Here is a 24,600-nt window from a genome sequence, read left to right on the forward strand (position 1 = left end):
TTAATATATTTATAACTTAACATGGAATAAATTAGGATAATTTCCATTAATACATTGATTGGTATAGAACTTCAATAAAATAGATATTGATATAGTTAGAGAAGGTTGATGATATTTGATAATTTATTAAATTTAGCAGATTAAAAATTGTCTGTGTTTATATAAAAAGACCTATGCACTAATTCAGCACATAGATCTTCTTATTAATAATTCGTATTTACCTTATTAAGCTAATGCTTCAGTAAGATTAGGAACAACCTGTTTCTTACGTGAAACAACACCTTCAAGGACAGCAGTGTTATTGTTTAAAGTAACGTTAAATGCTTTTTCAACCGAACTTGCTTTTTTACCCAGTGCTAATGCAGTGGAATTGTTTGTTAAGATGTCTGTTACAGCAAAAACAAACAAGTCTAATTCTTTTTCAGCAATAACTTGTGTAATGGCATCTTCTAATTCCTGCTGACGATTGAGAACGTCTGCTGTATCTACTGTGTTCACTTGAGCAATTTCAACCTTATAATCTCCCATGCTAAATTCTTTTGCATCAAGGGTGATCATTTCATTAATGCTTTTACCACTTAGATCTGCTCCAGCTTTTAACATATTTAAACCATATTCCTCTGCATTCACGCCTGCGATTTCAGCTAACTCACGAGCAGCAGCTACATCTTGGTCTGTACATGTTGGAGATTTAAATAATAAGGAGTCAGAGATGATGGCTGATAACATTAATCCAGCAATTTCCTTCTTGATCGTAATTCCATGTTCTTTATATAGTTTATTTAAAATTGTTGCAGTACATCCTACAGGTTCAGCTCTGTAATATAAAGGATCACTTGTTTCAAAGTTTGAAATACGATGATGATCAATGACTTCTAATATACGAACTTCTCTGATATCCTCTACACTTTGTTGAAATTCATTATGGTCAACCAAAATGACATTTTTCACTTCATTTGCTACTGTATTCACTAAACGTGGTGCTGCAACCTTAAACTGATCTAAAGCGAATTGAGTTTCCCCACTTACTTCACCTAAACGAACTGCCTCAGCATCCATTCCTATTTCTTTTTTTAAATCAGCATAAGCTATTGCAGAACAGATTGTATCTGTATCTGGATTTTTGTGTCCGAAAATAAGTACTTTTTCCATTTTAATTCTCCTTCATTTGATCATTGTAGAAACACTTATTCCTAAGTTATCCTCACTAAGAATATATTTTATCATAAATCCTGAGTAAAACAGTAGGTTTTACTAAAAAATGTTTTAAGAACAAGATGACAATTAACAAATCTGTAAAAATAATGCTTATGAAGTTTGTTATTAATGGTATTAGTTTAGAAATGAAAAGAGGACTTTTTCATCCTCTTTTCACCGCACTTCCCCAAGTGCAATTTGCCCATAAACATATTTACCAAAAGGTAAATAAATTAGTTTTGCCGCACATCCTCTAAAGGAGAAGATAATGTGGACAACTCTATAATAATATATGGAAAAAATAAAATCAAAACATAAAAAACTTATAGAAAAATGTGAAGAACTGAAAAAAGGTGAATAAAATCCTATTTACATAGTCATTCATTATTCCTATTCATTGTATTTATTTGTAAATTTTGCGATTTTATACTTGATTTTTAGAATATTATGTAATAAAGGGTGGAATAAAAACAATAAAAGGCAATAAAATTGTAGATTTAAGACGAAAAAATGACTTTGTCATAAATTTTGTTAATTTAGTAGATTTGACCGAGTAAGTGAAGAAGTTCCTGATAGAGTCTAATTCGATCTTCCAGAAACTGGCGTATTTCTCGAGAGACGTGTTTCTTTATGATAAGGACTATATTGTTTAAAAAGAATAAGAAAGATATAAGAAAAGTAGATGTGAATGTTATTAAAAGCTAAGGAACTTCTTCATATTACTAAATAGCCAGGATTGCTATTAAAGGAATAGAGATTGTTCACTTTCTATAATCCTGAATTATCTCCATTAATGACTATCCAGAAGATATTGTAGTAAAAATTTTCTTAGTTAAACTAACACACCAATTAAACCAGAAGAAATTAATTTTGTACTTGGATTTGAGTTAAATTCTCTACAAATTTTGGCATAGCGTTATTAATATAGTCAACCATATTCTTAATTTCTTCTAAATATCTTCTATCTTCATCTGGCGGTGGAACAACTAATGATATTTCTTTGTTTTTGTAGATTTCATTAAATAAATATATTTTTTTGCCGTATTCTTGAAAAATATAATCTTTGTGTTCTTTTCCCATTCCAACGATTACGGAGAATTCATCAAAAAATTCTTTCTTAAATTGTGTTCTTTTAAAATTTGATGTATCAATACTAAGTTGATGCATTCTATCAAAATGGATGCTTGAGAATTTATTTAAATCGCTATTAGATTTAAATCCTGCTGACTGTACCTCTATGTGCGATATATTGTTTTTCTTTAAATAATTAATTAAACAAAACTCTGCTGTAACACTTCTTGTGTAATTATCAGTACATAAAAATAATATTTTCATAATAAGCTCTCCTTTTAAAGTTCACATGTGTTCGAACTCTTAGTTACTTGGAAACACTCTTTTAGCATAAACTACTATAAATCTTTTTATATAATAACAATATTTTAGAAAAAAAGGCTACTTTTATAATATAAATAATGTAATAACTTGGTTGTGTATATTATCAATCTGTCGCGTTTCTCTAAAAAAGAGAAGAAGCATCTATCTTTATGAATGGGGCCATATCGTGGAATTACTCCTTGTGAAAGTTAAGATTATTTGAAATAATTGTTACTATACTAAACGGCAGTTATCTGGAGTGAAAATGTAATGAAAAATAGATAGACTGGTTCTTTAAAAAAATATAATTTTGTATCTTATAGACCAACATGAATCATTGGGAATGGAGTTGCATTAATGAATAGACTAGTAATTATGACAGTCGGTAAAACTCATAGTGGAAAAACTACATTTGCAAAAGCTTTAGAAAAAGAAATGCACAACTCAATTGTGATAGACCAATATAACCATGCTGAATTACTCGACACTTATTACCAAACATTATTACCGAAGCAAGGACCTATTTGATTAAGTATGCTCTCACCCAAACTTTTTTTGATTATGCAGTTAATGAAACTAATTGCCATTTAATGCTTTGTAACTCAAATCGAAGTCGCAAAGGTCGTTTGAAATGGCTGGAACAATATCACAAAGCATTGAATATCCATTAGATACAAATAGAAATTATAAAATGAAATCTTACGCAGTTTTAAAATATAACACTAATTCATCAACAGCTATTTTGAATTGCTAAATTTTTTGGAGAAATAAAATAAAGCTCTATATATGGCAGTATACTGCCTAACTAATAAATATAAATAAAATATAGGATTTGGTTTGTATGGATATAATTTCTGAACTTAAAACATGCCCAGTTTGTAAAGATATAAAAATAATAGATGAATTTAGAAGGTTAAGTTCATCAGGGAAGAACAAAGTTAGAAAAATATGTAATCATTGCAAAATAAAATTTACAGAAGAACAAATAAACAACATGGTCAATCAACCATATGGCGGAAAGTTAGCACCACTACCAAACGGAAATGTTGTAATCACTTATGCATATAAAGAAGGAAGTGAAGAAATTTCATTTGAAATTGCTAAACAAATGGTAATAGAATGTGCAGCAACTGTGGTAGATCAAAGTCACATCTTAAAAAAATTTCATCGTTATGGTTTGACAAAACATGTATTAAAAAGAGAAAACTATCTCTGTTATAAATGTAACAAAGAGGCTCAATCAATAGAGAGAATAATCCCTTTACAAGATGGAGGGCTAAAATCTCCCCTTAATTCAAGAGCTGTGTGTATTGAATGTAAAAGAATCGATCCACAACCACAAAAAAAAGAAAATCATAATTTAGGTTCTATCCTTTATACCTACAATAACAATCACTATGAATATAAATATATTAAAAAAGATTTTGTAGAGGAAATCAGTCTAAATCCTTCTTTTACACATATTTTTTGTGATGCTTCTGAACATAAAAATGGAGGTTTATTTGGGATAGCAATCATTATAGTATCAAATCAATCTGTAACAATAAAAACAGATACATTTCAATTTTTAAAAGGTCATTCTATGTATGCTGAATTAAAAGCAATTAATTTTGCTATTGATAGTGAGTTTAGCGATTGCAAAATAATATATACTGATATCAATTTTAGACAATGTAATTATTCCATGAAAAATTCAAAGGAGAAAAGATTGTGTAGATATATTACTAGTAAAATTAATATAAAAAATATCATTGAAATGAATGATGATATAAAAAGAAGTATATATTATAATTTAGCACATAGATATTCAAGATTAGCTGTAAATAAGGTAAAACTCAAGCTCTCATAATGGGCTAAACTAATTACTTATGTTTATATTAGAAAGTAGACCGTACACCGTGTAGGCAAAGGACGGTCTATTTCCATTGTTTATGAAAGTTAAGCAATTAATTGAGTCGTCAAATTACATTCATAATATGGTTAAAGAGGAATGAATGTAATAAACTACCAGAATTTAATGGAGCTTATCTATAAAATTCAACAAAGTATTTTTTTATAATAGTACCTTGCATTATATAGTAATATGTATTATTATATTTCCAGGAGGTGATTGGATGGAAATCAACAAAGAGGTACTCAAAGGACATATAGATACATTAATCCTATCGATGTTATCTCTACGAGACATGTATGGTTATGAATTAGCTAAAATAGTGCGGGAAAAAAGCGACAATCAGTTTGAATTAAAAGAAGGTACTTTGTACTTATCTTTAAAACGATTAGAGAAAAATAAATGGATTGAATCGTATTGGAGCGATGAACAAGGACCGGGCGGACGTAGAAAATATTATAAATTGACTCTGCTTGGACAAGAAGGGTTAGAACTGAAACGGACAGAATGGAAATTTGTAAAAAAAATGATGGATTCATTTTTGGAAGGAGGAACTTAATATGAAACAAATAGATCAATATATAAATTCCATATATAAAGAGACAAATGGAAACAAACAAGAAACAAAGGAATTAAAAGAAGAGATGAAATCACATCTAATCGAAGCCGTACATGAGTTGAAAGAGGAAGGACACACTGAACAAGAAGCGATTAATATTGCCATTGAACGTTTTGGAGAAGAAAGGGAGGTAAGTTCGATCATCCTAAAACTCACAACAGCAAAGAAAAAACTAGAAAATAAAATCATAAAATCGGCTGTGGTTATTTTGTTGCTTGGAACTGTTTTGAGTGTGATATTTTTACTGATGGATTGGAATAATACAACAGAGAGACAGAACTTTGCAAATCAAATATTTAAGAAATTAGGCACGAATTCAGAGATTTCAGAAGAGGCAGAACAATTTATAACTACATTTGTGAAAAGTAATGCAAGTATATATGAAATGAGTGTAGAATTCATTACAGAAGAATGGAATCGCCCTATTGATTATGGTATTAAGGATGGTACTTGGTTTACAAATTACTTGATAAAAGATGGTAAGGATTTCAGTAATAGATATTGGGCTGTAGATATATGGATGACGAAATACACATATCTTAGCATAGGTATATTAAGTGGAAGTATAAGTATTTTCTTGTCTTTGCTTATGGTTTGGATTATCATGAAAAAATATCGAATTAAGAGGGAAGTTTAAATCGGGTTGTTTTTAAATGGACAAACTGGAAATATGATCAATTGATATATGAATAGATATAACATATAATCATCTGATAGATTAAAAATCCGTAATTCTTTACACTTTAAGAATTTATTTTTAATGAATAAAGTATAAGTGCAACTACCCCTCTGTCTTCACCTTTGAGGCTCGCCAATCGGCGAGTTTTCTTTACGGATTTTTTTTTGTTTTAGACAAACTATCTAGGAGAGACACATTACATGAATTTTATTGAGCAAACTGCTAAGATTTTGAAGATACCTGAGTATAAATCATTAATCCTGTTAAATATTTTGTTCGGGATATCAGCTTCATTTATTTTCCCATATAATTCGATGTTTGGAATTGATGAAGTAGGCATGAGTAATATATCGTTTGGGGTTTTTATGACGATTTCAGCAATTGTGGGTATATTTATCAGTACGTATATTGGAAAACTATCTGATGGACGTTATAGTCGGAAAAGCATCTTAATAGTGGTAACGATTTCAGCCTTTATTGCTTACGTATTATATGCTTACGTTCGTAACTATTTCTTATTATTGTTTATTGCTTCCTTTTTTATAGGGATCGCTTCCTCAGGTTTCCCTCAAGTATTTGCATATGCTAGAGAGGCAGTAGATCGCGCCAAATTACCATCAAAAGAAATGCCGTATGCAATGAACTTATTTAGAATGTTTTTTGCATTATCATGGACAGTGGGTCCAGCAATAGCCGCATTTGTGTTACTACAATACGATTTTAAAGGATTATTTTTAGTAGCTGCATCTGGTTATTTGCTCATATTCTTTTTTATTATTAAATTTTTAAAACATCATGATCCACAAGCTTCAAAGCCGAAAGAACCCGTAAATTTAAGGGAGTTTATCACACGTCCCTATATATTTGCAAACTTATTTGCTTTTATATTGATTGCCTCAGCCAACACAGTGAACATGATGAATATGCCGCAATTCATTACAAAGGTATTAAATGGAACGGAAGCAAACGTAGGTTGGGCTTTCAGTATACCACCAATTTTTGAAATTCCATTTATGTTGGGGTTTGGATTATTGGCTGCAAGAATAGATAGTAGTGTTCTGATCAAATTAGGTGTTTTTATAGCAACGATATATTTCTCGATATTAATGTTTGTTGAAGCACCTTGGCAGATTTATGTCATTCAATTCTTAAGCGCAGCCTACATTTCGATTACAAATGGGATTGCTATCAGTTATTTTCAAGACTTTATTCCTGATGAACCTGGTACAGCAACAACTCTTTATATGAACACTTCAAAAATTGGAAGTACGTTAGGATTTTTATTGTTTGGTTTTGTTTCTGAGTATTTTGGTTATCGTGAAGTTGTTATTTTATGTATGGTTTTTATGGCTATTGCATTTTGTGTCTTATTGTTGTTTAGAAAAGATAAAAGTTTTGTGTTTCAGACACGAAGAAAATTAGTATAAAAAAAAGCATCACATTCCACTTAAGTTGTGGTGTATGATGCTTTTTTTGTTTTACGAATTTCTAAAGCTCATTGATAGGTGGTTTTTGTATAATGTGATATTGGAATTTACTGTGATCCCATGTTAGCTCCGTTCCAAAAGATTCAGTTAAAAATCTTAAAGGTACATAAGTCATATTATTGATTAAATAGGAATCAATAAGTATAGGTTCTCCATTTAACAATCCATTTACTTTCCTTTGAATAGATGGCAATTCAACCTGTGTATCTGGTAGTTGAGGGTTTATAAATAATTTTTCGAAAAATTCACAAATCGATTCGACTAGAATTAAAGCACAAGCTCTTCTAAACTCATCAGAAAGAATATACTTTAAATCAAGATGATTTGTGAAAAATCCATGTTCACAGAGAACAGCTGTCATATTTGTTTCACGTATCATATGGAAATCAGACCATGAGTTTGGTTTGGATTCATGTACCCCTGTTCCATGTATTCCAATAGGGCTTCCTTCCATTTTATTAGCCCAGATTTTTGCTAACCTCTTGCCTTCATTTGAGTTGTGCCAATAAAAGGCACAAGCTCCATTTGCAACAGGAACACCTGCATTTGCATGAATACTAATTAATAAATCCACTTTTTCTTTATTTGCAAGATTTGTTCTATCAATCAATGAAACCTCGTCATCAAATGGCTGGGTTAGGAGCACCTCAAATCCATTGATTTCTAGTAATTCTTGTGCATATTTAACAACGGTTACGTTGAATTCATGCTCTTCAAATATACCCCCATCATATATAATTCCCTTTCCCCCTGTTTCCTCGTAAGTATCTGAACTGTGACCTGTATCCAGAGCAATTTTAATTGGCAAAAAAATCACTTCTTTTCTTTATTAAATATCATTCAGCTTTTGTATTTTTAGCTTTTTCTTTAAAAATAGTGATCGAATCTTTGGTCATATTCATAGCGTTAATTCCAGTTATTGCACAAATCAATGTAATTAGAAATGTTAACAAATTATCAGTAATTCCTTTACCAGTTACATACATCGTTAGTGCAAATACAGATGATATGAAAAAGATGATTACTAAAACACTTAATTTCATTTCATTTACTGAAAAAACCTTGTCAAATAAATTATTCATATCCATAACACCTCCTTTACAAACCTAAAGAATTTTTAATGAGTAACATAATAATAGAGAGTACCATTCCCATTAAAAGCCAAGCAGATTTAAGTAAAAATTGTTCCCATTTTACATTAGAGTGATTATTATGATCAGTTATTTTTTCAAACATTTTCTTGCTATCTTTTGTCATTTGATAATTAATTTTTGCAATGTTTAATCCCATTGATGTAATGTCTTTTCTTATTTCCTCAAGTACAGTTTGTGTTTTAATTTGTCCTTCTCTATTTAGGTCAATTTTTAACCACATCTCCTCGATATTTCGATCCATTGTATCAAATCTCTTATCCACTCCTTCCATACGTGTTTTTAATACTTCAATCTCTTTCCTTTCTTCTTCACTCATTTCATCACACTCCTAAGTGTTGTAATTAATAAATAAATAAAAGTAACCAAAAAACAACTTTTTGTAAAAAATATTAGGACTGAAAATTGAAATAAGGTTGCTAAAAATAAAATTTAATAGTTTTTATGATGGATTTTTTTATATTTTTATATAAAATATTACAAAATATCTCATTTTTTGTTGTGAAAAGAACCTTCAATTTACCTTTATTATTGAAAGCTATTTTCTGGATTGGAGGTGATGGCGAAATGAGTTTGGAAATTGAAGAAACAATAGGAGCTATGGATACTTATCGAGTTTTGTTAAAAAGGATGGCTTGGAGGATACAGTATGCAGCAAAAGTACGCAGAAAAAAAGAATGGTTAGTAGAATTTGATGAATGTCTATGTACCACGCAAAGTTTCCTGCCAGATATGGTTTCGAGGTATTATCTCTTAGAATTGTTATCTCTTCTTTCTTCAAATAAAGAAAAGTATATTTTACAAAAAATATACTTTGAAGGTTTTACGGAACTTGAACTGGCAAAAGAATTAAATATAAGCCAACAGGCGGTGAATAAATGCAAAAAGAAGGCAATCCAAACAATACGTCAGAAGATCTCCTCCTCTTAAAATTAGTAGAAAAAGCAAAAACGGGTGATAAGGAAAGTATGAGTGCGATCCTGCAATTATTTGAAGAAGATATTTTAAAGTTAATAAAGTATATTCCAATGCCTCGGGAGGATGCAAATCAAGCATTAATTACGGAATTTTTATCACTAATTCTTGAAGAGCCTAAAAAAAATTAAAATCTAGTTGTTAAAATGTTTGCAAAATTACAGTAATAGATAGAGACAGAAATAAAGCATAGTTGGTTTGGGATAGACCGATATGCTGTATATCCCTAATGTCTCTATGAAAGACAAAAAACAATTAAAAAGGAGAAATTAAAAATGGAATATCAATTGAAGATTGAATTTGAAGATAAAGATTTGAAAAATATTTATAGTGCTGCTCAGAAAGTGGTACTAATAAAGGAATCTCCAGGTAATGATTCAGTTGCTTGGGTTACGATTGATCCATTCGAATATAACACAGTGAGTTGGAATGAAAATTATAATGTTTATTGTTCTAAGACACAAATTCAAAATGGTGCAACAATTGATAAATTATCTGAAAAAAATGCAGAGGAAAGATCTGTTTATGACTTTGGAAGTGGAATATTTGAAAATAACAAAGGTGAGAAAACAAGTAAGGGTTCATATCAAGTAAATAATACAACTACTGATAATCTTACATTTGGTTTAGCACAAGATGTTGTAGCAAATGGAAGTAAAACGATTGGAGCACCTATTAACGCTTCTACTGTACTTGCAGGACAAAATGGTATTTTTACACCATTTGAAAAAGTAAAGATTTTACTGCAATCCAATGTAATGGACGGACTAGTGCTATCTACAATTTCTAGTAATATCTATACTGCAGAATTTGGTGGGGAGATTGATTCGCTCTCTGTTAGATATGATGGATCCACAGGGCACTTCATTGAAATATAATTCTAGTGCTAGAATTGGGATTCTGAATATGGAATCCCAGTTTTTAACACTTTTAAATACAACTACAATATAAAGGGGACGTTTTTTATGGCAACACCATTAGCAGGATGGAAATATCCGACTAAAGATATTGATTATAGTTCTGGGGGTACTTCTTACTGGTTAACTGCAGCAGAAAATTGGAATGGTGCAACGAATGTAAATTTGAATGAAAAGAGTGGTACTAGTTTTAAAGCAAGTGAAGTGGAAAAAAGAGACGCTTCTTGGGATGGAATTACTTACACATGGGAAACAGGTGGTATCGTAACAAAAACAGAATGTTATCTCAATACTCATTATACAAAAAATTATAATGATGATACGATTAACGGTATAGCTACACATGAGTTTGGGCATGCGATTGGATTAGCTCATAATGAATCAACTCCTTCAGTAATGTATCCTTACACAAATGACAGAAATTATCTTGTTCCTCAAGAGGATGATATTACTGCAATAAACAGTTTATACCCTAATTCCACCTCTTCAATCACTGACAAACAATTGGTCAGTTCTCACGCTAGTTTTGCATTTAATTACAATAATCACCAATCACTTTTTAATGATGCAGATCTTATTGTTGAAGGAGAAGTAAGTAGAGAGATGGGTACAATTAAAAAAGGGGAAAATTTATACGATTTTTATACTGTATCAAAAATTAAAATAGATTCTGTATTTAAAGGAGACCAGTGCTTAAAAAACACAGAAATCTATGTACACCAAATGGGTGGAGAAGATGAATGTAAATTAGTGAAAAATGATGAAACGACCCATTTAATAGAGAGGGATAAAGTATTCATTTTCCTTAGACAATGTTCAGACGAGTTTTATCCGCTAAATGAAGATGAGAGTATTTATCTACGCACTCAGGATAATGAATATACTCATCTCAAATCAAAGCAAGAATTTAGTGTGATGGAATTATATAGAAAATTTAGTTGTCGTAAGAAATAAATAATATACAATTACCGGAAATACTTTACGTGTTTCTGGTAATTTTTTTATATTTAGTTTTATTAAAAAAGAGATTTTTTCCATGGGAAAATCCATCTCATGGCAACTAGCATTAATAACTCTGCGCCCCAGAAATTTTAGTTATCCTTTTTTTAAAAGTGGATTCCAAATAATGTACACATAGACGAGTTAAAAAAGCAAAGTGATGGCGGAACTGAATGTAGTCGTAGAGTATGACGAAGTAGGTTATATTACAGATGAGGATCAAGAAGAGATGCAGATGCACTTTTAGAAATTTACAAGGAGGGCACTGTAGAAGAAAATAAGGATAGGTTGCCTGAAGAACGTATATTTGTAAAAGATTGGGACGTCTCTCCTATTTATAATAAAGATAACCACACTCTAGAATATTCAATGATTCTAGAAGACAGTACACAAATACCTCTGATCAACTATCATGGAATATCCAATGCTAGAAATGATTATTTGCAAAAAATTTCAACCGAAGTTGTCAAAAACCACGACATGATCGGGTTAGAAGACTTGCATGTAAAAAACATGCTCAAAAACAGAAATCTAGCAAAAGCAATAACGGAAGTCTCTTGGGCAAAGTTTCGTACGATGCTTGAATATAAAGCGAAATGGTATAGCAAAGATGTGATTATTGTATCTAAAACATTCGCTTCAAGCCAACTTTGTTCTAAATGCGTTACAAAAACAAAGACGTTGAGAATCTTAATTTTCGAGAATGGGAATGCCCATCTTGCCACACTCATCATGATCGAGATATTAACGCAGGACTTAATCTAAGAAGAAGCCATTCGTCTCTTAACCGTAGGAACTACGGGGATAGCCTAATCCATTAGAGACTATTAGGTTTCTGTACTTAGGAATCCCCCACTTCAAACGCAAAGCGTTAAGTGGTGGGAGTGTTCAAACTCGTAACTGATCCTGCAGATTTAGAAAGAGATAAAAACACTTTATACAACGCTATATTAAATTTTACATTGATCTATTCTAAATCATGTGGCATTACTGAATAAAGAAGTAGCGTCTTTCTTCATTTAAAGGGAGCATTTTGATAAAAAAGAAGATATACCAGCTAATAAGAATTTAAACAGATATGGTAATATTAGTGTCTACTTATTAGAGGTGATCAGTATGTACGAAAAAGAGCTAAAAGAGTTAATCGAAGAAAACAGTGTCTACAAATTAAAAGGAGCTTCAGATTTTAAAAAAAGAGAAATTGAAGATAAATTGAATGTTAGTTACCTGATAGATATAAATGGATATTAACTGAATAGGGTTCAGTTAGTTTTGAAGAAATAGAGATTGATGGTATAGGTTTAAACAATACGCTTATAAGGTTAATGCTAAATTAGGCTGATAGTAATTCTTAATTTATATAAATAGTATGTTTTATTATTTTTTTTAGGAAGGAGATTTCTCAGAAAGTGGATTTTAAAAATCATTTGAGACTGTTTTAAATGAAATGGTTTGAGGAGGTTTGTTTGCGGCAAATTAAATCGAAGTTATCAAAATATATAATACAATTGATATTACCCAAAAGATTAAAGCCATAGATTTACCTGACCTCGCGTTCATCTTTTGGTAAGCTTATTAAGAATTTTTTGTCATCATGTTCCGAATGTCCCCATTATATATACTAGATACTAATATGTAAAGCGTTATTTTCATGCTTAATTATGTGTTTTTTAAAATTATTTTCAATTTTCAGAAGTTTTTTGGTTTTTTCATAAACATCCATATAAGGTTGTAACTAGATATGAATTTAGATTTTATATATAATTTATCTCACATCATGAAATTACATACAAAAGGCATAAAAAATCAGGTATCGTTATATGCGAACGATAATAGGGTTGAGAATGGGAATACTGGTGGAAAAAGTTTATTTATAAAAGAATTAAGAAGTGATTTTAGTTTCGTATTTAAGTGAATAACACAGTTAACTAAATACATGGAGGAGATTAACAACATGAAAAAGTATTATATTGAATTGCCTTACATTGGAGTTTTAAAGGTTGAAGTTAACGCAGAAACAGAGGAAGAAGCACTTGAGAAATTAGTTGAAGCAGATAAAGAAGAAATTTTTAAAGGCAAAATTGATGATATCTCATATATTGATGAAGATTCGAATTATCATGAACAAGTAACACAAGGTAATATTTCATATGCAGTTCAGTATGATATGTTTATAGAAGAAGTAGAGGAAGATAAGTAAATGGTGTGGTGGAATGGAAGTAACTAAACAACAATTACAAAATTAGAACATATTCCAGAGTATTGGAATAATTATTATCATTAAAAACAACAATTAATATAAGTTCTTTCACAAACTGGCGCTTTTCTCTAAGAGGAGTGCTTTTCTTTATGATTTGGACCATATTGTGGAAGATCAATTTATATACATATAGAAAGTACGAGAGGGCTATAGAAAATCTTATTGGAATTGATATTTCCTATATTTATCATTTTTATGAAAAATTTTAAACTAACGATATTGATATCCTTCCTGTATAATTACCATAAATAAAGGCTGACAAACCCTAAATTATTACAAGGGGAAATAATTAATCATTGTTTCAAGAGGTGGTAGAATCCGATGGTAATTATACAGATGATGGAACCAGCAAAAGGGGTATTTCTAGAAGCTTCAAAGGATTTTACATCCTTTAGAAAAATGGCTTTAAAAATGAAACCTAAACTTCGTATTAAAGAAAAGGATTATTTTTTTATTGGCATTTATAAGGGATACCTTTATGGACTATCTGATGGTAATCTTTTGAAATATCTAGTTGTAACAAATACAGGTGATATTGTAAAGGATGTTAATATTACTGTTAGGGTAACGGGATTGCACAATTTGCTATTTCAAGCTTGGCACTTAAAAGAGGATATTAAAGGAACTTTAAATGGGAATATAAAATTCAGAGAAAATACTATCCCACTATATATTGAGGCAATAGAAAAATATTTAAAAGCAATTGAACTGTTAATACACCCAAATCTTCAAAAAGTCCAACAATACAAAGAGGATTTAAAAATGCTGAAAGAAATATGCTATGTAAATCCTAGAAAAAGAAAAAAACTTTCTTACAATACAGAGGAACTAAAAATACGTTTATACTGGTCCTTTAATGCTATCTTAGAAAGAAAGGTATATACAGAAGAAGATCTAATGAATTTTATAAGAAGTTTTGATGAAAACGGAGATTTTAATGTCAATGATGAAGAATGGAAAGATCTTTTTAAAAAATATTGGATTCATTACTAATAATTAAGGTGATTGAACATGACTATATTGCAGTGGATTTTTGGAGTAGGGTTTCTCATACTCTTCCCTATATTATTATTTGTAGCTTTAGTAATTAAGAAGCTATTAAAGTTTCATCGTATTTGTCTAGTTACAGTTAGCATTATCGTATTATTGATTGCAATTCCAGTTATAGCAGTTGATTATATTTCTGAGGATACTTTTATGATTATTGTTATTACTGATATTTATTTAATACTGATATTGATATATATCAGCTCTATAATTTCATTAAAAGCACTGAATTTCTATTTATGGAAAATACCATATGACAACGAAAAAGAAAAAGTAAAATTAAAAGCACAAAAAGAGGCTTTTGAAAAAATAGTTTTTGGGTTTCCATTTTATTTTGGATTAATGATATTTTTTTTTATAATGGCTGCTATTTCATCATTTTTTAAGTGATTTTTGGTCTTAATGGGTAATTTAATCTAAGTATATAACTATCAGGGGCTTGAATTGAAGAACAGGAAAAAGAACATAAGTTATTCGTTATTCAGAATAGAGCGCTATCTTTTATGTGCGCATTTCTTTATGACTTGGGTCATATTGTGGAGGAACGTTTACGGTTGAATGATGGTTTGACAGTGGAATAACTATTTAGTATACTCTCTTTTTTATATTATATTGAATGAGGCTGAGTAATTATAGAGTTGATAGAATCGATATCAGCAATGCAAATTTAATCTATGAATTTTAATGATTGGAGTGGATACTGATGAGCAATCTATTACAGGTTAGAGTAACAGGAATACTGATTGAGAATGGAAAAATTTTGTTAGTTAAACAGAACGTTACTTCAGATAGAATTTGGTCTTTACCTGGTGGACGAGTCGAACAAGGAGAAACTCTAGAAGAAGCTATTGTAAGAGAAATAGAGGAAGAAACAGGACTCACCACGAAGGTTTTAAAGCTTTTGTATATCTGTGATAAACCTGAAGCCTCACCTTCCCTGCTACACATAACCTTCTTGCTTAAACGGATGAAAGGAAATATACGTCTTCCATCTAATGAGTTTGACAAAAATCCAATAAGTGAAGTACTAATGATTCCAGTCAATGATCTAGTTGAACATGGATTCTCTGGAAAATTTATGAGTATTGTACAGGAAAATTTCCCTGACTCAGGTAGTTACAAAGGTTTAAAAACTAATATTGGATTATAAGGAGGTACCATTATGAATATATATGTCGTCCGTCATTGCAAAGCAGATGGACAAGAATCTAGTGCTCCATTAACTGATTTAGGTTTACAAGAAGCAAACAGACTCGCAGAATTTCTCCTTACTAAAAATATTGATTTTATAATTTCAAGTCCTTATGAGCGTGCACATCGTACTATAGCTCCATTAGCAGAAAAACTTGAAATAGACATCGTATTTGATAATCGGTTAACTGAAAGAATTTTATCCAATAAGAATAACCCTGAATGGCGCAGTATGCTTCAGAACACGTATGATAATTTAGACTTATGCTATGATGGCGGTGAATCCAGTTTGACTGCGATGAGTCGTGCAATAAGTGTCGTTGATGAAGTGCTATGTAAAGAATTTAAAAATATAGTATTAGTATCACATGGAAACCTAATATCGCTTATTCTAAAACATTATGATGATCGTTTTGGATTTAAGGAATGGGAATCATTCACTAATCCTGATGTATATCTCCTTTCTTTTACACAAGCTCCCCCAAATATTAGTCGTATATGGATAGACTAATTATATTATAGAACGAATAAGAACTAATTGATTTTCCAAAAGAATTTTTATGATTAGGAAAATCGTTGTAAGAAAAGAATAATTTTGAATAATTGCTATTGAGAAAAAAGGAAGAATTCTTGAATTAATTTGGGTTAATTGCACATGTGCCTGAATTTATTAACAAAGTGTACATTCTTTTTTATTGATCAGACCAAATAAGCACACACAAGTGATATGGTAGTTACTTAATCTTAACTCACGAATCTGGATAGATGAGTTCGTTAGGAGGGGGAGTTCATTGATAAAAAAAGTGGCATCATATATTTTATTATTTATTTTTGGGGTGTTATTGAGTGCCTTTTCTTTTTATATGCCTGCTTTGGGGTATAAAAATATTGAGTATATTGAACAAACATCTAGCTATCAAATTACTAATTATAGTTGGTATGGAAAACAAATATATCAGGAAACTTTTGAGGGAGATAATAAGGAAGGATTAGTGATATATCAAAACCAAAGAAGAATTCAAGAAATAGAGGCTTGGATAATATTCTTTACAATAGCGTCGTTGGTGTTATGGAGGATTAGAGAAAAGAAATTCCGTATTTATGGCAGTGTCTTTTTAGCGATTACATTTATTGTAATGGATATTGTGTTGGTAAACAAACTCAATTAAAACAAGGATTTCTTCCTAACCTTTATTCACCACAATAGATAAGTATAGCTTAACTATTGGATTTGAAACTGTTATTCAACAAAATGGCGCTTTTCTCTAAGAAGCGTCTTTCTTTATGAATGGGGCCAGATTGTGGAACAAGGGATTTTTGGAACGTACTTAAACTAAGAAGCATTTAGTTGAAGAAAAAAATAAATGTAAGTACGAAAAGAGGTGACTTTTATTAATAAAAGCACTAAGCAAAATTTGTTAGGTTGTTCAATTTCTATGCATTACATATAATGGATAAAAGGAAAGTTTCTAATAGATTAGATATATTTAATATTCAAATAATAGAAATTGAGGAGACTAAAAGATGATTGAAAGAATGCTTATTAGGGGTACGGCAACGATTCGTTCTTTTTTGGGCCACTCAAAAAAAGACTAATTTTCTCTTGATATAAGATTTTTTTAAAAATCTTATTTAAGAAAAGAAAGCAAAACCAAAAGAGAATGTCCCTTCTTAAACCCTCTAATTGACTTTGCTGTTTTTGTATGTGAAGATTTTACCGAACGATTGTAAATGCACATTATCCTCCCTTGGTGAATTCGCATTGAATTCATAGTAACATTTGTAACATAATTATTCTTGCCAGCGTCTTACACGTAAAACATACTCAAAAAAGAATATCACCTGAAACCCTTTTTCCCGTCGACAAATCGAGTACCGGTAAACGTAATAGGACCAAATAAAAAAACATCCGTACCATTTATACTGGGTGTACTCACAACCACCTTATAAGTTACATTTTTTTCTAGAGTGGTAATGACATCCACAGTTTCTTGTGAAAATATTTGTCCTATATTATCGTCTCCTGTAGCATCTATTTCTGTTTGCGCAGTATAAATCGGCACATTATTTTTTAATATGGCGTGAGTTATGAGAGGAGATACATCGACCTGATTATTAGTTAAATGAAAAATACTGTTCAACCAAATGCGATCCCCTGGTTTTAAACAGTCAAAAGTAATTTCTGCCACAACAGTAGGGCTAGCAGAGTTATCAGAAATCTCTTCCCCCGTACCGGGACGGTTTGCAGGGGTAACGAACTCAAATTGTTTGACTTCTACTTTATTAAACGCTAAACTATTTTTCCCTTTGGTAAATTGAGTACCGGTAAACGTAATAGGACCAAATAAAAAAACATCCGTACCATTTATACTGGGTGTACTCACAACCACCTTATAAGTTACATTTTTTTGTAGAGTGGTAATGACATCCACAGTTTCTTGTGAAAATATTTGCCCTATATTATCGTCTTCATCCTCATCAATATCTGTTTGCGCAGTATAAATCGGCACATTATTTTTTAATATGGCGTGAGTTATGAGAGGAGATACATCGACCTGATTATTAGTTAAATGAAAAATACTGTTCAACCAAATGCGATCCCCTGGTTTTAAACAGTCAAAAGTAATTTCTGCCACAACAGTAGGGCTAGCAGAGTTATCAGAAATCTCTTCCCCCGTACCGGGACTGTTTGCAGGGGTAACGAACTCAAATTGTTTGACTTCTACTTTATTAAACGCTAAACTATTTTTCCCTTTGGTAAATTGAGTACCGGTAAACGTAATAGGACCAAATAAAAAAACATCCGTACCATTTATACTGGGTGTACTCACAACCACCTTATAAGTTACATTTTTTTCTAGAGTGGTAATGACATCCACAGTTTCTTGTGAAAATATTTGCCCTATATTATCGTCTCCTGTACCATCAATTTCTGTTTGCGCAGTATAAATCGGCACATTATTTTTTAATATGGCATGATCTATGATAGGTTCTTCTCCAGACTGATTATTAGTTAAATGAAAAATACTGTTCAACCAAATGCGATCCCCTGGTTTTAAACAGTCAAAAGTAATTTCTGCCACAACAGTAGGGCTAGCAGAGTTATCAAAAATCTCTTCCCCCGTACCGGGACGATTTGCAGGGGTAACGAACTCAAATTGTTTGACTTCTATTTTATTATTAAAAGGCATGTTATCATCCCACCTCTTTTCTTTGTTATTTGTTAGTTTTATTTTTTATATATGCAGAAAAGGAGTATGTGAACGATGAACGATTTTGACCCTTAGGGTCACACCCATTATTTCTGCTTATATAAATTTATCCATTATATTATATTTATATGAAACGTAAAGGATTAACGTATGGTCGTCTGTAATGATTCTTAAAAAAAGGGCTATGTGCATTTATTCTGATTCAAACTGGAGATCATTTGGGAGTTATATTTCTTTACAGAAGATGTCTTCCGTTAACTTATAAGTTGTTATGCAATGAAGTTTTTTGTGATAGAGAGATGATAATATTTGTAGGAGAAGACTCTAACATTCAAGATTTATTATAAAACATAACTATAGTAATTATAGTTATTCAACAATCTGGCGCGATTATGGAATAACATGGTAGAAAATAATCAACCTTTTTTATAAAAAACTAGTAGTTAATATCTAATTTAGAATTCATTTCGATCGATCTTTCTTTCAAAATGGATTCTTTTTGTTTGACATAGAATATAGGGGTATGGCAAGAATTACTTCTTTTTTGAGCCACTCACAAATATTCAGTGAAAAATGACTTAGTTTTTAGCTTTATTTGAGTTCTGCGCTACTTTTTTTAGCAGTTAGAGACTTAATTTTTAAATTAATAAACTTAATATTACTTAAAAGTGTCACATAAGACATGTTATATGAAATTTTTTTCAAGTGGCTCTAAAAGTAAGAATTCTTGCCGTACCCCATTTTCAATATAACAGTGATTATGACTTAATAATTATTAACTGGCTTTCAAGGAAAGTATAGCCTGGTGCTGGTTTAGGAGGACCCATGTCACTTTCAATAGCAAAAGTATTTACAATACAATTTTTACTAGCGTTTGTTTTGTCAATTTGCATCTCATAATGTGGTATGTTCATTACATTAAAAGTAAATGTACGAAGTTGTCCTCCAGGAATATTAAAACATTCTGTCGTTAATACCTGATTGCCCGTTGGTGTCCATTGTATAAGTTCAACTATTATATTACATACTTTTGAATCACGATTTATCATTGCAAGATGAGCATAGTTAGCACCTATATCACTGTTTGGACTTAATGCACCAGTAGAAAGTATTTTTTCTTTGCAATAATCTTTCGAAAAGGTAAGAGGGTTTGGAGTCATTTGCATACACCTCCTTTATTTTTTCTTTCCCCCTTTACCTTTATATGCAAAACTAAGTTCTTCTGTATGTACTTCTATCTATTAAAAAGAAAAAATTCCACGAATGTCCCTGTATCAATGTGTCATTTAAACTCATATGTTTAACAATTATATTAGAGCAACCTATTAATCCTCCTATATTTACCTGTCAAAAAGTGCAGATAGATATTGTATGATTAGATTGGTAGAGGGGGTGAGTTATTGAAAAAATCATCACTAATAATCAGTTTTATACTCTTATTATTAATAACTAATAGTATTACTCTTGTAGTTGCTAAATTTTCAACTGATGTGGATACAGATCATGACCTTTATCGAGAAAAGAGATCTTTGGCAAAATTTTCTGTACAAGAAATGAAGGATTTAATATCTTTATACGAAAGTGCTTCTAGTGAAAATCAAGATGATGATATTTTATATGACTTATTGAATGAAGAGATTATTCCAAATTATTTTATTCATTTACAAAATTTACGAGGTCTTAATTCTCCAGAGTCAGTTGAAGTTAGAAGTTTGCATAGGTTGTTTATGGACACAATTGAAACTCCATATCATGCATTTACTAAAATAAAAAAAGCAATTGAAGATAAAGATTTAGAGCTTAAAAGTCAAGCAATTGAAGAATTAGAAGAAGTAGAAGAGTTAATAAATGAATACAATAAAAAAAGTGATTATTTATACAATCGATATGGTCCTGGATAGACATACATAGTTCCATATAATTATAGCAGACAACAGTCGAACACCTTCCACATTAATGTGAGGGTGCTTTTCTATGTATTGCTAAAAACAAACCAAAATTCACGGATTATTCAAACATATTGAGGTATATAGCGAGATAAACGAAAACTATATGAGGTATGTCCATTTTATATAAATGTACCAAATAAATCTCTCCCTTCAAATATATGGTTTTATTATACTAACGAATATTCTAATAAATCATATTGAATGTGAAAATAACCATGATAGAAATAGATCAATAGAATATACATCGTGCCTTGCTTAGTTTATTTTCAACAATATGGCACATTTCTGGAAGAAGACATATAAAGCTGTTTTCGTTAAGTTTGTTACTCATAAGCAAAGGATTTAAAAAGAATTATATTACTATATAGGTAAAATTCTAACAACAGGCGGATTTTGTTGAAAAAGGGGGAATAAAGTTGGCTTTTAATGCTACTTTTAGATTTGGCGCTCACGCTATAATATTTAATTCGGAGGTAATGTTCTCCTATTAAAAAGAACATACGGAAATAAAGGATGGGGCTTACCAGGCGTGAGTGTTGAGCCTATACAAGAAATTAAATGATCAAACTTTTTTATAAAGCTACAATAGCTTACGAAAACTAAATGACTCAAATAATTATGTATTTCATATAAAGGTTATTTTTTAGGTGGTTCATTGGTTTCTTAAAGTTTAAAAATTATCAATCTTTTTTTTAAAAACTAACTCCACATCAAAACCGAACCAACGTATTTTGATCAATCTTTGTTCAAAATATGTTGGTTTCTTTTATTATAAAATCAACGTTTGTAGCATACTTTTGATCAAACATTATTTCAAGGCTACAAAAATCGTGATAAAGGCTGGCTAATTCATGCAAGGTTCCTGAACTTCTAAGTCTTCTCAATATATTTATCAAAAATATTTTGTAAATATTTTTTAAAATTTTCTCTGACACTTAGAGGTTCAATAATTTCACATTTAATTCCAAATTTAAGAAGTTCATTATATCCATTTTCATTGTCTATAATTGGATATTTTGCTAGATAAACATTTCCGTTATTGGCAATGATATATTCTTCCCCAAATCGTTCAATAACTTTATCTTTTATGGATTTATCTATTTTTATCGTGACTGGTACTCTATGTTTAGTCATCCAATCCGTACAGTTCATGGGTATTGGAACAAAATTCTTTGGAGTAAATATCTCTTCTGAAAGCCGTACCTTACTCATTCTGGCTAGCTTGAATACTCTATAATCGTTTTTTTCAAGACTAAAGGCTTGTAAGTACCAGCTACTTTCTTTAAAGATTACTTTGTAAGGTTCTACCTTGCGAACGCTTGCTTTCCCATTTATATCTATGTAATCGAACAACAAATATTGTTTATCTTTTATCGCTTTTTCAATAACTTTAAGCAGATTTTTCAATGAGCGGTTTCCTTGACTAGGTTCTAAATCTATAGAAAAATATTCGTCGTGAAAATTTTGTTTTAATGAATCATCCCCTTCTGTCATACTCTCCAATTTGATCAATGTATTTGCAATTTCTTTGTTTTCTAGCAATTGATAATAACTTTTTAAGCTGGTTATTAAACTGTGTACATCTTTTGGCGTAAATAATTTATTATCAACTTTATATGTCTTCATTAAACTCACTCCACCGTTAGAACCTCTTGTTGTCATAATAGGTAGTCCTGCCATATTTAACGTGTCAATATCTCTAAATATGGTTCTTCTACTTACTTCCAACTTTTCAGTAAGTTCGCTTGTAGGTACTACTTCTCTCTCTAAAAGAAGCATGATTATAGCAATTAGACGTTCAATTTTCATAAAAAGCCACCTCTTTTTTAATAATTATGCCATATAGGTGTCATATTAGGTATGTTAAGTTATATATTCAAAGATTTAAGGAGGTGAAATAAGTCAATAATTTCATAGTAGAAAAAAATAGGCTTTCCGCCTTGTTGGGTTTAAATCAAAAATAAAAGGAGCAGCAAAAATCCATTCCTATGATATCTCTAATCAAAAACTGAAATTTTCAAGGAAAACTATTAAAGATGGGAAGTTGGGACTACTTCAACCAATTTCTGAAAGCCAATATGATACGGAGCAGTGGAAATGGTTGGAAACAACACTTTCTACTATGCAGGCGTTAAAGCATCACAACCAGTCATAGATGCAACAGAGGAGGTTTTATTTCCAGAAGGTAAGTGATCTGGTTCTTGTTAGGAAAGGTGGACTATCTCGTTTAGCATTTGATAGTCTCGAAGATCAAGCATTTAACAACATTCTAAAAGAAACATACGATTATGAATATAATGGGAGACCAGTGGCTGGAATTTTATTAGATGGAAATCCGATAGACGCAGAAGTTGAAGTATGGGTAGCAGTTAAACAGAAAGTGGAAGGTTAGAAAATACTGTTTTAAAAGAACAGTATATGCTATTCCTTTAACTCACCACCAATATAAATTTCAACATTCTGGACTGCTTAACACCTAACTAAACAATTTTCTTAAGGTGTTTAATTTTATACTGGGTTTAGTACTATGCCTTCAGGAACTACTGGATGTAGCGACACAACATAATAAGAATTTTGTAAGTATATCGAAATCTCAAAGAAAAGATTATTAATGTTACGTTCAATAATACACCCCCACCTTATTTGAATAAGGTTTTAAGTATATTGGATACTCTAAAGCTGTGTATAAGATTAAAAAAAAATTTTTTAAATTTAAAATCATGAGAGGAAGAAGATAAATGAAAAAATTATTGTATATTACAGCACATCCATTAACTGAAGAAAATTCTGTGAGTCTCCAAGTAGGTAAAGAGTTTTTAGAAACTTATGAAAAGAAAAATCCAGATGTAGAAATTGTTAAACTAGATTTATATAAAGAAAATATACCTTTACTTGATGCTGACGTATTAAGTGCATGGTTTAAGTTAGATGCAGGAGGAAGTTTCGAATCATTAACAAACGAACAACAAGTTAAATTCGGTCGTATCAGTCAATTAGCAACACAATTTGCTGAAGCAGATCGTTATGTATTTGTTAATCCAATGTGGAATTTTAGCTATCCAGCAGTGTTAAAGGCATACATTGATACAATTGTAGTTAAAGGAATAACTATGGACTCTAATGAAACTGGATCATTTGGTTTATTAGAAGGGAAAGGGAAGAAAGCTGTTCATATATTGGCTTCTGGTAACATATATTCTGATGGACCAAATGCAGAATCGGAACATGCTAACAGTCTCTTAAAAACAACTTTAGTTTATTTAGGGGTAACTGAAATAGATAGTATCTTTGCAGAAGGTACGGCTATACCTGATTTAGCAGAAGGAAATAAACAAGCGGCAATTAAAAAAGCACATGAAGTAGCAGAAAACTTAGAAATAGATAAAAAAGTCTTTCAATAAATATATGTTTTAATCATTCAATTAATTTTTTTTTCTACATTTTATTTCTTATAGTAGATTAACATCGTTCACAGAAGGCTTTGTTGATAGTGAAGGGTTTGAGGTCTATTGTATACGTTATATTAAATCTTATAAAATTTTTAGACCTGCGGTACTATGTCAACTGAAAAATAAAAGAATATGAAGTTGTCAAAAGTCAAATTGCTTAAAGAAGACATTACGAAACTAGACCAGTATTCTAATGTAATTTA

At 30.7% G+C, this 24,600-nt stretch carries 27 protein-coding genes and 1 pseudogene; 20 read left to right on the forward strand and 8 right to left on the reverse strand.

Annotated features, from left to right (window positions below; translation table 11 throughout):
• Window positions 1-225: 225 nt before the first annotated feature.
• Complete coding sequence (locus EPK97_RS13280) at window positions 226-1,152, reverse strand: manganese-dependent inorganic pyrophosphatase (protein WP_162037114.1); 927 nt, start codon at window positions 1,150-1,152, stop codon at window positions 226-228.
• Between the two features lie 909 nt (window positions 1,153-2,061).
• On the reverse strand, window positions 2,062-2,532 hold the full coding sequence (locus EPK97_RS13285) for an arsenate reductase/protein-tyrosine-phosphatase family protein (RefSeq protein ID WP_162037115.1): 471 nt from the start codon (window positions 2,530-2,532) through the stop codon (window positions 2,062-2,064).
• Between the two features lie 396 nt (window positions 2,533-2,928).
• On the opposite strand from EPK97_RS13285, the gene EPK97_RS22610 reads away from it, so the two are divergent.
• From EPK97_RS22610 to EPK97_RS13310, 5 genes are all read left to right on the forward strand, one after another.
• Window positions 2,929-3,099: an ATP-binding protein gene (locus tag EPK97_RS22610; RefSeq protein ID WP_420826794.1), complete on the forward strand. Its 171-nt coding sequence runs from the start codon at window positions 2,929-2,931 to the stop codon at window positions 3,097-3,099.
• 313 nt (window positions 3,100-3,412) lie between these two features.
• Window positions 3,413-4,420 carry a hypothetical protein gene (locus EPK97_RS13295; RefSeq protein WP_162037116.1) on the forward strand — a complete coding sequence of 336 codons (1,008 nt, stop codon included), beginning with the start codon at window positions 3,413-3,415 and terminating at the stop codon, window positions 4,418-4,420.
• 265 nt (window positions 4,421-4,685) lie between these two features.
• The gene (locus EPK97_RS13300) at window positions 4,686-5,021 is read left to right on the forward strand and encodes a PadR family transcriptional regulator (protein WP_162037117.1); all 336 of its coding nucleotides are present in this window, start codon (window positions 4,686-4,688) and stop codon (window positions 5,019-5,021) included.
• A gap of 1 nt (window position 5,022) precedes the next feature.
• Entirely contained in the window at window positions 5,023-5,718 is a 696-nt protein-coding gene (locus EPK97_RS13305) for a permease prefix domain 1-containing protein (protein WP_162037118.1), read from the forward strand.
• Between the two features lie 242 nt (window positions 5,719-5,960).
• Entirely contained in the window at window positions 5,961-7,187 is a 1,227-nt protein-coding gene (locus EPK97_RS13310; protein WP_162037119.1) for a sugar efflux transporter, read from the forward strand.
• A gap of 61 nt (window positions 7,188-7,248) precedes the next feature.
• On the opposite strand, the gene EPK97_RS13315 is transcribed toward EPK97_RS13310, so the two are convergent.
• Genes EPK97_RS13315 through EPK97_RS13325 form a run of 3 tightly spaced genes read right to left on the reverse strand, consistent with a single transcriptional unit; the run spans window position 7,249 to window position 8,717 of the window.
• The gene (locus EPK97_RS13315; RefSeq protein ID WP_162037120.1) at window positions 7,249-8,055 is read right to left on the reverse strand and encodes an N-acetylmuramoyl-L-alanine amidase; all 807 of its coding nucleotides are present in this window, start codon (window positions 8,053-8,055) and stop codon (window positions 7,249-7,251) included.
• Between the two features lie 28 nt (window positions 8,056-8,083).
• A complete protein-coding gene (locus EPK97_RS13320; protein ID WP_162037121.1) occupies window positions 8,084-8,329 on the reverse strand; it encodes a hypothetical protein in 246 nt (81 codons plus the stop codon).
• 16 nt (window positions 8,330-8,345) lie between these two features.
• The gene (locus tag EPK97_RS13325; RefSeq protein WP_162037122.1) at window positions 8,346-8,717 is read right to left on the reverse strand and encodes a hypothetical protein; all 372 of its coding nucleotides are present in this window, start codon (window positions 8,715-8,717) and stop codon (window positions 8,346-8,348) included.
• 248 nt (window positions 8,718-8,965) lie between these two features.
• Between EPK97_RS13325 and EPK97_RS13330 the strand changes: the two genes are divergently transcribed.
• From EPK97_RS13330 to EPK97_RS13380, 12 genes and pseudogenes are all read left to right on the forward strand, one after another.
• The gene (locus EPK97_RS13330) at window positions 8,966-9,328 is read left to right on the forward strand and encodes a sigma factor-like helix-turn-helix DNA-binding protein (protein ID WP_162037123.1); all 363 of its coding nucleotides are present in this window, start codon (window positions 8,966-8,968) and stop codon (window positions 9,326-9,328) included.
• Window positions 9,277-9,504: a helix-turn-helix domain-containing protein gene (locus EPK97_RS13335; protein WP_162037124.1), complete on the forward strand. Its 228-nt coding sequence runs from the start codon at window positions 9,277-9,279 to the stop codon at window positions 9,502-9,504. Before EPK97_RS13330 ends, EPK97_RS13335 begins: the two co-directional genes overlap by 52 nt.
• A gap of 144 nt (window positions 9,505-9,648) precedes the next feature.
• Window positions 9,649-10,251, forward strand: a complete 603-nt coding sequence (locus tag EPK97_RS13340; protein WP_162037125.1) for a hypothetical protein — start codon at window positions 9,649-9,651, stop codon at window positions 10,249-10,251.
• A gap of 87 nt (window positions 10,252-10,338) precedes the next feature.
• Window positions 10,339-11,244, forward strand: coding sequence for a matrixin family metalloprotease (locus tag EPK97_RS13345; RefSeq protein ID WP_162037126.1), 906 nt, complete (start codon window positions 10,339-10,341; stop codon window positions 11,242-11,244).
• Between the two features lie 294 nt (window positions 11,245-11,538).
• Window positions 11,539-12,102, forward strand: a pseudogene (locus EPK97_RS13350) (RNA-guided endonuclease TnpB family protein).
• A 303-nt stretch (window positions 12,103-12,405) separates the two neighbouring features.
• On the forward strand, window positions 12,406-12,540 hold the full coding sequence (locus EPK97_RS22235; RefSeq protein ID WP_276609503.1) for a hypothetical protein: 135 nt from the start codon (window positions 12,406-12,408) through the stop codon (window positions 12,538-12,540).
• 703 nt (window positions 12,541-13,243) lie between these two features.
• On the forward strand, window positions 13,244-13,489 hold the full coding sequence (locus EPK97_RS13355) for a hypothetical protein (RefSeq protein ID WP_162037127.1): 246 nt from the start codon (window positions 13,244-13,246) through the stop codon (window positions 13,487-13,489).
• A gap of 399 nt (window positions 13,490-13,888) precedes the next feature.
• Window positions 13,889-14,542, forward strand: coding sequence for a hypothetical protein (locus EPK97_RS13360; RefSeq protein WP_162037128.1), 654 nt, complete (start codon window positions 13,889-13,891; stop codon window positions 14,540-14,542).
• A gap of 18 nt (window positions 14,543-14,560) precedes the next feature.
• Window positions 14,561-14,986, forward strand: coding sequence for a hypothetical protein (locus EPK97_RS13365; RefSeq protein ID WP_162037129.1), 426 nt, complete (start codon window positions 14,561-14,563; stop codon window positions 14,984-14,986).
• A gap of 313 nt (window positions 14,987-15,299) precedes the next feature.
• Window positions 15,300-15,746, forward strand: a complete 447-nt coding sequence (locus EPK97_RS13370) for an NUDIX hydrolase (protein ID WP_162037130.1) — start codon at window positions 15,300-15,302, stop codon at window positions 15,744-15,746.
• A 12-nt stretch (window positions 15,747-15,758) separates the two neighbouring features.
• On the forward strand, window positions 15,759-16,298 hold the full coding sequence (locus EPK97_RS13375; RefSeq protein ID WP_170295531.1) for a histidine phosphatase family protein: 540 nt from the start codon (window positions 15,759-15,761) through the stop codon (window positions 16,296-16,298).
• 280 nt (window positions 16,299-16,578) lie between these two features.
• The gene (locus EPK97_RS13380; protein WP_162037131.1) at window positions 16,579-16,956 is read left to right on the forward strand and encodes a hypothetical protein; all 378 of its coding nucleotides are present in this window, start codon (window positions 16,579-16,581) and stop codon (window positions 16,954-16,956) included.
• Between the two features lie 669 nt (window positions 16,957-17,625).
• Here EPK97_RS13380 and EPK97_RS13385 read toward each other — a convergent pair.
• Both EPK97_RS13385 and EPK97_RS13390 read right to left on the reverse strand, forming a co-directional pair.
• Window positions 17,626-18,978 (reverse strand): hypothetical protein, encoded by a 1,353-nt coding sequence (locus EPK97_RS13385; protein ID WP_162037132.1) that lies wholly within the window; start codon window positions 18,976-18,978, stop codon window positions 17,626-17,628.
• A 779-nt stretch (window positions 18,979-19,757) separates the two neighbouring features.
• On the reverse strand, window positions 19,758-20,159 hold the full coding sequence (locus EPK97_RS13390; RefSeq protein WP_162037133.1) for a hypothetical protein: 402 nt from the start codon (window positions 20,157-20,159) through the stop codon (window positions 19,758-19,760).
• A gap of 240 nt (window positions 20,160-20,399) precedes the next feature.
• Here EPK97_RS13390 and EPK97_RS13395 point away from each other — a divergent pair, with 240 nt between their 5' ends.
• On the forward strand, window positions 20,400-20,900 hold the full coding sequence (locus EPK97_RS13395; RefSeq protein WP_162037134.1) for a hypothetical protein: 501 nt from the start codon (window positions 20,400-20,402) through the stop codon (window positions 20,898-20,900).
• 918 nt (window positions 20,901-21,818) lie between these two features.
• On the opposite strand, the gene EPK97_RS13400 is transcribed toward EPK97_RS13395, so the two are convergent.
• Entirely contained in the window at window positions 21,819-22,757 is a 939-nt protein-coding gene (locus tag EPK97_RS13400; RefSeq protein WP_162037135.1) for a helix-turn-helix transcriptional regulator, read from the reverse strand.
• A 346-nt stretch (window positions 22,758-23,103) separates the two neighbouring features.
• Here EPK97_RS13400 and EPK97_RS21530 point away from each other — a divergent pair, with 346 nt between their 5' ends.
• Together EPK97_RS21530 and EPK97_RS13410 are read left to right on the forward strand one after the other, a co-directional pair.
• Window positions 23,104-23,340 (forward strand): hypothetical protein, encoded by a 237-nt coding sequence (locus tag EPK97_RS21530; protein ID WP_205690263.1) that lies wholly within the window; start codon window positions 23,104-23,106, stop codon window positions 23,338-23,340.
• A gap of 346 nt (window positions 23,341-23,686) precedes the next feature.
• Complete coding sequence (locus tag EPK97_RS13410) at window positions 23,687-24,349, forward strand: FMN-dependent NADH-azoreductase (protein WP_162037136.1); 663 nt, start codon at window positions 23,687-23,689, stop codon at window positions 24,347-24,349.
• Window positions 24,350-24,600: the final 251 nt, after the last annotated feature.

Origin of the sequence: Chengkuizengella sediminis, from assembly GCF_010078385.1 — a bacterium.
GTDB classification, from domain to species: Bacteria; Bacillota; Bacilli; order Paenibacillales; family KCTC-33759; genus Chengkuizengella; species Chengkuizengella sediminis.

Excerpts from the sequence above, each read along its gene's own strand:
- EPK97_RS22610 (WP_420826794.1), top strand. The coding sequence starts at position 2,929 with ATGAATAGACTAGTAATTATGACAGTCGGTAAAACTCATAGTGGAAAA.
- EPK97_RS13325 (WP_162037122.1), bottom strand. The coding sequence starts at position 8,717 with ATGAGTGAAGAAGAAAGGAAAGAGATTGAAGTATTAAAAACACGTATG.
- EPK97_RS13300 (WP_162037117.1), top strand. The coding sequence starts at position 4,686 with ATGGAAATCAACAAAGAGGTACTCAAAGGACATATAGATACATTAATC.
- EPK97_RS13305 (WP_162037118.1), top strand. The coding sequence starts at position 5,023 with ATGAAACAAATAGATCAATATATAAATTCCATATATAAAGAGACAAAT.
- EPK97_RS13390 (WP_162037133.1), bottom strand. The coding sequence starts at position 20,159 with ATGACTCCAAACCCTCTTACCTTTTCGAAAGATTATTGCAAAGAAAAA.
- EPK97_RS13285 (WP_162037115.1), bottom strand. The coding sequence starts at position 2,532 with ATGAAAATATTATTTTTATGTACTGATAATTACACAAGAAGTGTTACA.
- EPK97_RS13400 (WP_162037135.1), bottom strand. The coding sequence starts at position 22,757 with ATGAAAATTGAACGTCTAATTGCTATAATCATGCTTCTTTTAGAGAGA.
- EPK97_RS13345 (WP_162037126.1), top strand. The coding sequence starts at position 10,339 with ATGGCAACACCATTAGCAGGATGGAAATATCCGACTAAAGATATTGAT.
- EPK97_RS13295 (WP_162037116.1), top strand. The coding sequence starts at position 3,413 with ATGGATATAATTTCTGAACTTAAAACATGCCCAGTTTGTAAAGATATA.
- EPK97_RS13365 (WP_162037129.1), top strand. The coding sequence starts at position 14,561 with ATGACTATATTGCAGTGGATTTTTGGAGTAGGGTTTCTCATACTCTTC.
- EPK97_RS13370 (WP_162037130.1), top strand. The coding sequence starts at position 15,300 with ATGAGCAATCTATTACAGGTTAGAGTAACAGGAATACTGATTGAGAAT.
- EPK97_RS13375 (WP_170295531.1), top strand. The coding sequence starts at position 15,759 with ATGAATATATATGTCGTCCGTCATTGCAAAGCAGATGGACAAGAATCT.
- EPK97_RS13360 (WP_162037128.1), top strand. The coding sequence starts at position 13,889 with ATGGAACCAGCAAAAGGGGTATTTCTAGAAGCTTCAAAGGATTTTACA.
- EPK97_RS13310 (WP_162037119.1), top strand. The coding sequence starts at position 5,961 with ATGAATTTTATTGAGCAAACTGCTAAGATTTTGAAGATACCTGAGTAT.
- EPK97_RS13355 (WP_162037127.1), top strand. The coding sequence starts at position 13,244 with ATGAAAAAGTATTATATTGAATTGCCTTACATTGGAGTTTTAAAGGTT.
- EPK97_RS22235 (WP_276609503.1), top strand. The coding sequence starts at position 12,406 with ATGTACGAAAAAGAGCTAAAAGAGTTAATCGAAGAAAACAGTGTCTAC.
- EPK97_RS13340 (WP_162037125.1), top strand. The coding sequence starts at position 9,649 with ATGGAATATCAATTGAAGATTGAATTTGAAGATAAAGATTTGAAAAAT.
- EPK97_RS13320 (WP_162037121.1), bottom strand. The coding sequence starts at position 8,329 with ATGAATAATTTATTTGACAAGGTTTTTTCAGTAAATGAAATGAAATTA.
- EPK97_RS13335 (WP_162037124.1), top strand. The coding sequence starts at position 9,277 with ATGCAAAAAGAAGGCAATCCAAACAATACGTCAGAAGATCTCCTCCTC.
- EPK97_RS13410 (WP_162037136.1), top strand. The coding sequence starts at position 23,687 with ATGAAAAAATTATTGTATATTACAGCACATCCATTAACTGAAGAAAAT.
- EPK97_RS13280 (WP_162037114.1), bottom strand. The coding sequence starts at position 1,152 with ATGGAAAAAGTACTTATTTTCGGACACAAAAATCCAGATACAGATACA.
- EPK97_RS13330 (WP_162037123.1), top strand. The coding sequence starts at position 8,966 with ATGAGTTTGGAAATTGAAGAAACAATAGGAGCTATGGATACTTATCGA.
- EPK97_RS13385 (WP_162037132.1), bottom strand. The coding sequence starts at position 18,978 with ATGCCTTTTAATAATAAAATAGAAGTCAAACAATTTGAGTTCGTTACC.
- EPK97_RS21530 (WP_205690263.1), top strand. The coding sequence starts at position 23,104 with ATGCAACAGAGGAGGTTTTATTTCCAGAAGGTAAGTGATCTGGTTCTT.